This is a genomic window from Pseudomonas sp. 18.1.10 (assembly GCF_024655625.1).
In the GTDB taxonomy this organism is placed as follows: Bacteria; Pseudomonadota; Gammaproteobacteria; order Pseudomonadales; family Pseudomonadaceae; genus Aquipseudomonas.
Window position 1 is genome coordinate 1 of record NZ_JANLGL010000233.1, and the last position, 8193, is coordinate 8193.

At 61.2% G+C, this 8193-nt stretch carries 11 protein-coding genes; 3 read left to right on the forward strand and 8 right to left on the reverse strand.

Features of this window, described 5'->3' with window-relative positions; translation table 11 throughout:
- Window positions 1-66: 66 nt before the first annotated feature.
- From NUV89_RS25390 to tusD, 6 genes are all read right to left on the reverse strand, one after another.
- Entirely contained in the window at window positions 67-1062 is a 996-nt protein-coding gene (locus tag NUV89_RS25390) for a glutathione S-transferase family protein (protein WP_257783481.1), read from the reverse strand.
- Between the two features lie 88 nt (window positions 1063-1150).
- Window positions 1151-2152 carry a glycosyl transferase family protein gene (locus NUV89_RS25395; protein ID WP_257783482.1) on the reverse strand — a complete coding sequence of 334 codons (1002 nt, stop codon included), beginning with the start codon at window positions 2150-2152 and terminating at the stop codon, window positions 1151-1153.
- Complete coding sequence (locus NUV89_RS25400; protein WP_257783483.1) at window positions 2149-2484, reverse strand: TusE/DsrC/DsvC family sulfur relay protein; 336 nt, start codon at window positions 2482-2484, stop codon at window positions 2149-2151. Before NUV89_RS25400 ends, NUV89_RS25395 begins: the two co-directional genes overlap by 4 nt.
- Window positions 2481-2759, reverse strand: coding sequence for a sulfurtransferase complex subunit TusB (tusB, locus tag NUV89_RS25405; RefSeq protein ID WP_257783484.1), 279 nt, complete (start codon window positions 2757-2759; stop codon window positions 2481-2483). The genes NUV89_RS25400 and tusB overlap by 4 nt, the downstream gene beginning before the upstream one ends.
- Window positions 2759-3109: a sulfurtransferase complex subunit TusC gene (gene tusC, locus NUV89_RS25410; protein ID WP_122489804.1), complete on the reverse strand. Its 351-nt coding sequence runs from the start codon at window positions 3107-3109 to the stop codon at window positions 2759-2761. Before tusC ends, tusB begins: the two co-directional genes overlap by 1 nt.
- Before the next feature lies 1 nt (window position 3110).
- Complete coding sequence (gene tusD, locus NUV89_RS25415; protein ID WP_257783485.1) at window positions 3111-3503, reverse strand: sulfurtransferase complex subunit TusD; 393 nt, start codon at window positions 3501-3503, stop codon at window positions 3111-3113.
- A gap of 157 nt (window positions 3504-3660) precedes the next feature.
- On the opposite strand from tusD, the gene NUV89_RS25420 reads away from it, so the two are divergent.
- A complete protein-coding gene (locus tag NUV89_RS25420; protein WP_257783486.1) occupies window positions 3661-4842 on the forward strand; it encodes a CaiB/BaiF CoA-transferase family protein in 1182 nt (393 codons plus the stop codon).
- A gap of 102 nt (window positions 4843-4944) precedes the next feature.
- Here NUV89_RS25420 and NUV89_RS25425 read toward each other — a convergent pair whose 3' ends face one another.
- Together NUV89_RS25425 and NUV89_RS25430 are read right to left on the reverse strand one after the other, a co-directional pair.
- The gene (locus NUV89_RS25425; RefSeq protein ID WP_257783487.1) at window positions 4945-5439 is read right to left on the reverse strand and encodes a SprT family zinc-dependent metalloprotease; all 495 of its coding nucleotides are present in this window, start codon (window positions 5437-5439) and stop codon (window positions 4945-4947) included.
- 129 nt (window positions 5440-5568) lie between these two features.
- Window positions 5569-6171, reverse strand: a complete 603-nt coding sequence (locus NUV89_RS25430) for a Yip1 family protein (RefSeq protein ID WP_017737181.1) — start codon at window positions 6169-6171, stop codon at window positions 5569-5571.
- Window positions 6172-6552: 381 nt separating this feature from the next.
- Between NUV89_RS25430 and ttcA the strand changes: the two genes are divergently transcribed.
- Both ttcA and NUV89_RS25440 read left to right on the forward strand, forming a co-directional pair.
- Window positions 6553-7377: a tRNA 2-thiocytidine(32) synthetase TtcA gene (gene ttcA / locus NUV89_RS25435; protein WP_207043847.1), complete on the forward strand. Its 825-nt coding sequence runs from the start codon at window positions 6553-6555 to the stop codon at window positions 7375-7377.
- Between the two features lie 67 nt (window positions 7378-7444).
- Window positions 7445-8116: a DNA-3-methyladenine glycosylase I gene (locus NUV89_RS25440; protein ID WP_017736045.1), complete on the forward strand. Its 672-nt coding sequence runs from the start codon at window positions 7445-7447 to the stop codon at window positions 8114-8116.
- Window positions 8117-8193 lie beyond the last annotated feature (77 nt).

Below are 8193 nucleotides of genomic sequence, written 5' to 3' on the forward strand. Positions count from 1 at the left end.
ATGCATTCCAAATGTGGGAGCGGGCTTGCCCGCGATGAGGCCCTCAAGGCCAGTCAATAATCTGGATCAGCTCCAAACCGCTTTGCCACTCAACCTCAACCGATCATGGCCAACATCAAACGCCTGCACCGGCCCCTTCGGTACAATCCCCGTCGGATTGATCGTACGGTGACTGGCATAGTAATGCCCCTTGATATGGGCGAAATCCACCGTCTCGGCCACCCCCGGCCACTGATACATTTCCTTCAGCCAATTCGACAGATTCGGATAATCCGCAATCCGCCGCAAATTGCATTTGAAGTGCCCGTAATACACCGCATCAAAGCGAATCAGCGTGGTGAAAAGGCGCACATCGGCTTCGGTGAAGTATTCCCCGGCCAGGTAGCGATGGTCGCTCAGGTGCTGTTCCAGGTAATCCAATTCTGCAAACACATCATCAAACGCACTTTCATACGCCTGCTGTGAAGTGGCAAAACCTGCGCGGTACACGCCGTTGTTCACGGCCGGGTAAATACGCTCATTCAGTGCGTCGATGGTCGGGCGCAGCGCCTCGGGGTAGAAGTCCAGCGTATTGCCGGTCAGCCCGTTGAACGCGCTGTTGAACATGCGGATGATTTCCGCCGATTCATTGCTGACGATACGCTTGAGCTTCTTGTCCCACAGCACGGGCACCGTCACACGACCGGTGTAGTCGGCTGTGTCAGCGGTATAACGCTGGTGCATGAAGGCAAAGTCGTCGAGGGCGTCGCCGCTGGCGCCGTGGGCCTTGTCGAAGGTCCAGCCGTTTTCCAGCATCAGCCAACTGACCACGGACACGTCGATCAGGCTTTCCAGGCCCTTGAGCTTGCGCAGGATCAGCGTGCGATGAGCCCAGGGGCAGGCGAGGGATACATACAGGTGGTAGCGGCCGGCTTCGGCCTGGAAGCCACCTTCGCCGCTTGGGCCGGGCGCGCCGTCGGCGGTGACCCAGTGGCGGCGTTGCGCTTGTTCGCGCTGGAATGCGCCGTCCGCGCTACTTTCGTACCATTGGTCTTTCCAGTGTCCTTCGATCAGCAAACCCATGACTGGCTCCTCGGCTAATAAGCGTTGGAGCCCAGTCTAAAGGGATGGGTTCGATTTAAAAGCGCAAAGACTGCGGGTGAATGATCGATTAAATCGATTTATCCCGCGCGTCCCAGTATTGCTGGGCCAGGGCAAACGCCTGTTCCCGTGGGTGGCCGAGGCCGCGCAAGGCCAGGGCCATGGTGGCAATCAGCGCCAGTTGCGGGTAGCTGTCCTCGACGTCGCCGCGCCACAACGCCTTCAAGTGTTCAGGCTCAAGGCTGGCCGGTTTGACGTGGCGCTGGGCGGAGAGGGCGGGCCACTCTTCGTCCCAGCTTTCGCCACCGGTGGTGCCGTAGAGGTGGCTGGCGCTGTCGGGGTTGATCTCGATCTCGCCGCCGTCACCCTTGACCACAATCACATTGTCGCCGAGCAGGCCGCTGGCATCGCGATGCACGCCTTGGTAGCCAGGATGGAAAATGCTTTGCAGGCCCAAGCGGGCATTCAGCGGGTTGAGCAGGCGCGCCAGGGAGTGGATCGGCGAACGCAGGCCCAGGGTGTTGCGCAGGTCGATCATGCGTTGCAGTTGCGGCGCCCAGTCGCCCAGCGGGATAAACGCGAGGTTGCCGTGTGCATAAGCGCTTTCGACCTGATGCCAATTGCGGCACAGCGGGATCTGCAAGCCTTCCAGCAGTTGCTCGGTGTACAACCGGCCTGCGGTGTGCGCGCCGCCGCCGTGCATAAGGATGCGCACGCCATTTTGCGCCAGGCACTTGGCCGCCAGCAGATACCACGGCAGGTGGCGTTTCTTGCCGGCGTAGGTCGGCCAGTCCACATCGACGTTCAGTGCCGGGGCGTGGAGACGTTCACGCACGGCCTGGGTGAAACCGGCGAGTTCTTCCGGGCTTTCTTCCTTGTGGCGCAGCAGCATCAGGAACGCGCCGAGCTGGGTGTCTTCGACTTTTTCGTCGAGCAGCATGCCCATGGCTTCATGGGCTTCTTCACGGGTGAGGTTGCGCGCGCCGCGCTTGCCCTTGCCGAGGATGCGCACGAACGGTGCAAATGGGTGTTCGGCCGGGGTTTCTAGCGTCAGGGGGGCAAAGTCGGTCATAAGCAATTCGTCGGCCTGGGCAGGCCCGCCAGCTTGGCGGCGAGTTTGGCGGGAGTGCCGTTGAACAGTTTGTTGAGGTGCAGGCTGTTGCCCTTTTCCGGGCCGAGTTTCAACGCGGTGTATTTGATTAGCGGGCGCGTGGCCGGGGACAGCTGGAATTCGGCGTAGAAACCGCGCAGCAGGTCGAGGATCTGCCAGTGGTCGGGCGTCAGCTCCAGGGCTTCGGCGGCGGCCAGGGCATTGGCGACCTCGGCGGACCAGTCGTCCAGGTTGACCAGGTAACCGTCCTTGTCCAATTCGAGGGTGCGTTCGCCTACGGTCAAGGTGTTCATAGCCAGCTGTTGACCTTGCTGTACTCGAGGGACAGTTGCACGAAGCCGGGATAGTCCACGCTGTCGGCCCAGTCCGGTAAGGGCAGGTTGCGCGCCTGCATGTCTTCGGCCAGCACAAACACCTTTACGCCCTTGGTGTGCAGGGCGGGGGCGTGCAACCCGTAGGCGCCGTCGCCGCACAGCAGGATCGCGTCGTCGGCGCCGCAGATGCGCAGGCAACTGTCGAGTCGGCTGTCGGAAAACGGCGAGTGAGACACCACATGTAAGGTCGACATCAGAGGGTAATCACCTGGTCGTAACGGTCAATCAATTGGGAAATGGCCTCGTTGCTCAACGGTTGCGCCTCGGTGGGCGGCGTCAAGCCACGCACGGCCATGCTGTGGCGGCAGACAAAGACATCGTCGATGCCGAACAGCCCCAATGCCTGCAGGTTGGCACTCAGGTCCTTTTGTTGCACGGCCTTGGCGTTCTGGTGCGGTGCGAGCTGAAACACGCCGTCATCCATGAACAGCAAGCCAATCGGCAAATCAAAGGCACCGCCGGCCAGCACGATATCCAGGGCTTCCCGCGCACTGGGGCCGGACCACGGCGCCTGGCGGCTGATCACCAATAGGGATTTGGACATGTCACGGCCCTCCAAAACAGATCAGGCGGTCGGCGGCCTGGGCGGCATCGTGCAACTGCCCCAGGCCCGACAACGCCCACGGCGCATCGAGGTTCACCGCGCTGCGCTGATAACGCGTGGCTTCCTCGTGGTTGAGCACGCCACGACGCAAGGCGGCGGCAATGCACACCACGCCATCGAGCTGGTGCAGGCTGACGAACTCTCGCCATTGGCGGGCGATGTCTTGCTCATCCTGGGGCGCGACGATGTTGCTGGACGCGCTGTACACGCCATCCTGATAGAAAAACAGCCGCACAATCTCGTGCCCGCCGGCCAGCGCCGCCTGGGCGAACAGCAGGGCGCGGCGCGAGGAGGGCGCGTGGGCGGCGGAAAACAGGGCAATCGCAAACTTCATGGAACACTCGGCAAGCAAACGTGGGCCAATGATAAAGCCGTCGCCAGGAAAAAGCCCGCCGAGATCAAAACGGTCACTGTCGCTGATCGTTCTGACGATTGCCCGTAGGACCAAGGCTGCCTAGTCTGTGGGCAATCGAAACGGAATTGGAGTGCCCATGTCAGGTCCCTTGGCGTCCCTCAAAGTGCTGGATTTCTCCACCTTGCTGCCTGGCCCGTTTGCGTCCTTGCTGCTCGCGGACATGGGCGCCGAGGTCTTGCGCATCGAATCGCCCACGCGCATGGACCTGCTGCGGGTGCTGCCGCCCCATGACCGGGGCACGTCGGCGAGCCATGCCTACCTCAATCGCAACAAACGCAGCCTGGCGCTGGACCTCAAGCAGGCTGAGGCCCTGGAGATCGTGCGCGCGTTGGTCAAGGAGTACGACATTGTCCTTGAGCAGTTTCGCCCTGGGGTGATGGAGCGGCTGGGTTTGGGCTATGAGGCGTTGAAGGCGATCAACCCAAAGCTTATTTATGTGTCGATCACCGGCTACGGCCAGACCGGCCCCTACAAGGACCGCGCCGGGCACGATATCAACTACCTGGCGCTGGCCGGCGTGGCCAGCTACACCGGGCGCGAGGACAGCGGCCCGTTGCCCCTGGGCGTGCAATTGGCGGACGTGGGCGGTGGCTCGTTGCATGCGGTGGTGGGGCTGCTGGCTGCGGTGATCGCCCGGCAGCACAGTGGCGTCGGCCAATGCCTGGACGTGAGCATGACCGACTGTTCGTTCAGCCTGAACGCCATGGCCGCTGCGGGTTACCTGGCGTGTGGGGTGGAGCCTGGGAGGGAGAGCCATGTGCTCAATGGCGGCAGTTTTTATGACTATTACCGCACGCGGGATGGGCGGTGGATGTCCGTCGGCAGCCTGGAGCCGGCGTTTATGCAGCAACTGTGCGCCACGCTGGGACGGCCCGAATTGGCGGCGCAAGGCTTGTCACCTAAGCCGGCGCAGCAAAAGGCTCTGAAACAGGAGTTGCAGGTTGAGTTTGAGAAACGCAGTTTCGATGAGCTGTGCGCGTTGTTTGCCGAGGTGGATGCCTGTGTCGAACCGGTGCTGAGTTTGAGTGAGGCGGTTGAGCATCCCCAGTTGAAGGCGCGGGCGTTGGTCAGCCAGGTGCCACGGGGGGATGGTTCGAGCCAGGCGCAACTGGCGTGCCCGTTGAAGTTCTCCCAGGGTTTGCCGGCGCCTCGGCATATTGGGGTGGCGGTGGGGGCCCACAGTGACGAGGTGTTGGCGGAGTTGGGGTTCAGTGCTCAGCGGATCGAGGATTTGCGGCAGGCCAGGGTTATTGGTTGACTGGTCCGGCGTCTTCGCGGGCAAGCCCGCTCCCACATTTGACCGCGTTGTCAGGTCGATCACCGATCCACTGTGGGAGCTGGCTTGCCTGCGATGAGGCCCTCACTCCACCCGGGTTTCCCCGGTAAACACCAAGGTCTGCCGACACCGCCGACACAAATACCGCCGCCCCTGAGCCACCAACCCATGGCGCTGCGACGAAAACGGAAAGTCACTGTCCGCACACGGGCAGCGGTAGATATACCGCATCACCTGGCGCCGTTTCACCGCATAGGTATGGCAACGGTCCGGCGGCAGTTCGTACACCCCGCGCATGATGAGTTGCCATTCCTCGCCATGGGGCTGGATGCGCTCGCCAAACAGTTGGTGGGCAATCAAATGCGCCACTTCATGGGCCACGGTCTGTTTCAGGAAGTGTTGGCTGTTTTCGCGGTACAACTGGGGGTTGAAGCGCAGCAGGTTCTCGTGCAAATGCGCGACACCGGCCTTCTGGCCCCGCAGCTTGAGGCTGACCTGAGGGCGTTTGAAGCTTCGTTTGAAAAAGGATTCGGCTTGTTGGAAACAATCTTCGACGCGGGTGTTGAGCTGCTCGGGCATGCTGTACCTATCTCCAGAGAGGCCCAGTATGCCGCAAAGGCGGGTGTTTCCGAATCTGTCAGGCGCCGAATGGTCGCACATAACGCACAAAGCCACCTTGCGGTGGCCTTGCCCATGGTTTGAACGCGCTCAACTGGTGTAGATCGGCCCTACGCCCAAGCCCCAGACAATCACGGTAAACGCCATGATTGCCACCAGCACGACCAGCCCTACGGCCAGCACCGAACTGGAAAACAGGAATCCCTCGTCCGGGTCGATGTTCATGAAGGTCGGCAGCCCCACATACAGCAGGTACACCGTGTAGCAAATCGCCGCCGTGCCCACGACCATGCCCAGCCACATATGCGGATAGAGCGCCGCGAGCCCGCCGATAAACAGCGGCGTTGCGGTGTAGGTCGCGAACGCCACGCAGCGCCGCATGCTCGGGTTGGCGTCATAGGTACGGGCCATCCAGTGGATGAACGCGCCCATCACCGCCACGCCGCCGAGCATGGCGGCGTAGGACATCAGGGTCATCCACAAAGCGCTTTCCTGGGTCAGCATGACCGGCGCGCGGTTGCCGATGACCCAGCCGACCTGGGTGGTGCCGATAAAGGCTGATACGGCGGGGATCGCCGCAAGAATCAGCGTATGGGTGAGGTACATGTGGCCGATGCTTTCTTCTTTATCGCCACGGATTTCCCGCCATTCCTGGTCGGGATGGGTAAATAGCCCCACGACGTGATGGATCATGCCAGTCACTCCTGTCGTTATTACCATCGCCCCCCAGCGGAGCGCCCACGGGCCAATTGGCCTGAAAGGTCCCGGATATCTGTGCGACCTCAAGTCGCAGTATAGGAAGGGATGACCGGAATAACTGTAGGGCCTTTAGAGCAAATTGCGCTGTAAACGCTGGGGTTAATCGCGGTGAGGTCTGTCAGGCGCGCCTCAATCACAATGTGGGAGCGGGCTTGCTCGCGAAAGCGGTGTGTCAATCACTGAATGTATTTCTGATCCACCGCATTCGCGAGCAAGCCAGCTCCCACAGAAGCCAGCTCCCACATTGGAAGTCGGTCGCTCATAACGCTAAAATACCCGGCTTTTCGTCACACACCTTTTGCGGATCCAAGCGCCATGGGCACTCTTACGGTCAACCAGAACAAACTGCAAAAACGCCTGCGTCGCCTGGCCGGTGAAGCGGTCGCCGATTTCAACATGATCGAGGACGGCGACAAGGTCATGGTCTGCCTCTCCGGCGGCAAAGACAGCTACACCCTGCTCGACGTGCTGCTGCACCTGCAAAAGGTCGCGCCGATCACGTTCCAGATCGTCGCCGTCAACATGGACCAGAAACAACCGGGCTTCCCCGAGCACGTGCTGCCGGCTTACTTGAAAGAGCTGGGCGTCGAGTACCACATCGTCGAGAAAGACACCTATTCGGTGGTCAAGGAACTGATCCCGGAAGGCAAGACCACCTGCTCGCTGTGCTCGCGCCTGCGCCGTGGCACGCTCTACACCTTTGCCGATGAAATCGGCGCAACCAAGATGGCTCTGGGTCATCACCGCGACGACATCGTCGAGACCTTCTTCCTCAATATGTTCTTCAATGGCTCGCTCAAGGCCATGCCGCCCAAGCTGCGCGCCGATGACGGGCGCAACGTGGTGATCCGCCCGCTGGCGTATTGCAACGAGAAGGACATCCAGGCCTACTCCGACTTCAAGCAATTCCCGATCATCCCGTGCAACCTGTGTGGCTCCCAGGAAAACCTGCAGCGCCAGGTGGTCAAGGAGATGCTGCTGGATTGGGAGCGCAAGACCCCAGGCCGCACCGAGAGTATCTTCCGCAGCCTGCAGAACGTGCAGCCGTCGCAGTTGGCTGACCGTAACCTGTTCGACTTCACCAGCCTCAAGATTGACGAGACCGCCGCCTCGCGCTTCGTCAATGTAGTGAACCTCTAGGCGACTTCGACGCTCTGACACACGGCGCTCGCAGGCGCCGTTTTCCATTCAAACCCCAGGAGAGGGCATGCGCGATTACAAGTGGCTGCACGAATACTGTCTCAACCGTTTCGGTTCGGCCGCCGAGTTGGAAGCCCATCTGCCGGTGCCCAACACCCCGGCACAATTGCGCAAGATCAGCGATGACCGCTACCTGTCGACCCTGGCCCTGCGGGTGTTCCGCGCGGGCTTGAAGCACAGCGTGGTGGACGCCAAGTGGCCGGCATTCGAGAAAGTGTTCTTCGGCTTCGACCCGGAAAAAGTCGTGCTGATGGGCGCCGAGCACCTGGAGCGGCTGATGCAGGACACCAGCATCATCCGCCACCTGGGCAAGCTCAAGAGCGTGCCGCGCAATGCGCAGATGATCCTGGACATCGCCCAGGAACACGGCAGTTTCGGTGCGTTTATCGCCGACTGGCCGGTGACTGATATCGTCGGCCTGTGGAAATACCTGAGCAAGCACGGCCACCAGTTGGGCGGTTTGTCCGCGCCGCGCTTCTTGCGCATGGTCGGCAAGGATACGTTTGTGCCCAGTTATGACGTGGTGGCGGCGTTGAACGCGCAGAAGATCGTCGACAAGGCCCCGACCAGCCTGCGGGACCTGGCGACGGTGCAGGGGGCGTTCAACCAGTGGCATGCCGAGAGTGGGCGGCCGATGTGCCAGCTGTCGATGATGCTGGCTTACACGGTGAATCATTGAAACCGAGGTGATGCTTTCGCGAGCAAGCCCGCTCCCACATTCGACCGAGTTCCAACTTTGGAATGCAGTCAAATGTG